Raw genomic sequence first — 1576 nt, forward strand, 5'->3', positions numbered from 1 at the left:
CGGCAGTACTTTTACCGTTACGCACCACGCCTTCAGTAGCTGAGCAGGAGGGACAACTGATGGAGATGGAAGCCACGGGAGCACCTCATAAACACCATCGTACACTAAATCAGTAAGTTGGCACCATTACCGCTTTCTGCTGTTACTAAATCTCCACAGGATCCGGCCAGCTTACAAATGGTAAGTCGTCATCTGAGTAGCCAGAGAAAAGGGGGCCCTGGAAGTAAGCTATTCCTGCGGACTCCAGCCACATCCATTCTTCAGCTTTTTCGATTCCTGTAGCGCATATTCTTATCTCAAGAGTATCACAGCAATTGATTATGCTTTGAACTACGGCTTGTTTCGCGCCATCCCAGTGAATATTTCTTATGAGCTCACTATGAATTTTGATCTTTTCAGGCTGGAATTTTGTCAGAAGGAGTAATCCTGCATGTCCAGACCCAAAGTCATTAATAGCAACGCTTATACCAGCACTTTTAAGTATTCGTAGTGCATGTAAAAAATCATCAATATTGGCGAACAGATCTTTTTCTAGAAATTCGATGATAATTTGTTCAGGGAGAAGACCGCTTTGCTCAATATACTTAAGTAGCGTGCAAGGGGCATCAATAATCTTAATTATAGTCAATGGTAATAGACTAATTGAAACCCTTTGTCCTGAGTGAAGGAAACTACCAGCTTCAAGAAGAGCAACACGTTTTGATTCCAGATCATGCTGTAACAAGCCCATTCCATACAAACCATTCGTCACGGGATTACAGAACTGGAACGAATGGACCTTCCTCGCGAGAGGATCTACCACTGGATTTATAATGAAAGAGCTAGAAAAATAAGGGTTTTCAGAGATTAAAGGCTCCCTGGAAAACTTCCATTCAGTAGCGGGTGGCAATTCATAGTATTTTTCTTGTTGTATGGAATCTATGAATGTTCTAAAAAAACGCAATGCTCTGTCATTATAAAGAAGTTGATATTTTGCTGTTCCACGGTTCAGAATGGTTCTTAGGCAGTCTTCATGACTGTGTAAATCTATATCAATCAGTTCCATCCCGGCATTACCAAATCGTCGGAAAGGTGCAACGTCATTTAAGAGTTTAACAATATTAAAGTGACGAGTATCACTACAGATCTTGGCGTAAATTTCGTTAACCTGAGCCTCAGGGCCTTCCAGCAGTTGTAGAAAGTGAATCCCATTAAAAATCAATATTCCAGTGACATCACTCTCGATATTATGGGCATTTGCGAGCTCAATCATTTCCATGACTGAGGTTCTTGAAATGCTACTATGGGCGTGACTACGGTAAATGATAGTTGTAAGCATCTCAGTTCTCGCTATGGTGTTTGTACAGAGATTAGCAGACTTATGATCTAAAATCCGACAAAATTATCAAAAAATTTAGCCCACTATGAATGATAAAATGTCTGCAGCTTTGATGAAGAATTTGGTGGCAAGCCATCAGCACTAACTGTTTGTTTTATATGATAAGTCAATAATTTCTTGAGGCTTTGTTGAATAAATCGAACTTTTGCTGAGTTGAAGGATCAGATCACGCATCTTCCCGACAACGCAGACCGTTCC

2 protein-coding genes are annotated in these 1576 nt (G+C 40.7%); both read right to left on the minus strand.

Going from position 1 to position 1576, the window contains the following annotated elements; all coding sequences use genetic code 11:
- On the minus strand, positions 1–76 hold a 76-nt coding region (locus K5R89_RS27025; RefSeq protein ID WP_305773748.1), incomplete at its 3' end, for an IS1 family transposase.
- Positions 77–145: 69 nt separating this feature from the next.
- Complete coding sequence (locus K5R89_RS27030; protein WP_064175109.1) at positions 146–1318, minus strand: diguanylate phosphodiesterase; 1173 nt, start codon at positions 1316–1318, stop codon at positions 146–148.
- Between the last annotated feature and the right edge of the window lie 258 nt (positions 1319–1576).

This window comes from Klebsiella sp. TF21-TM (assembly GCF_019753495.1).
Lineage (GTDB): Bacteria > Pseudomonadota > Gammaproteobacteria > Enterobacterales > Enterobacteriaceae > Klebsiella > Klebsiella quasipneumoniae.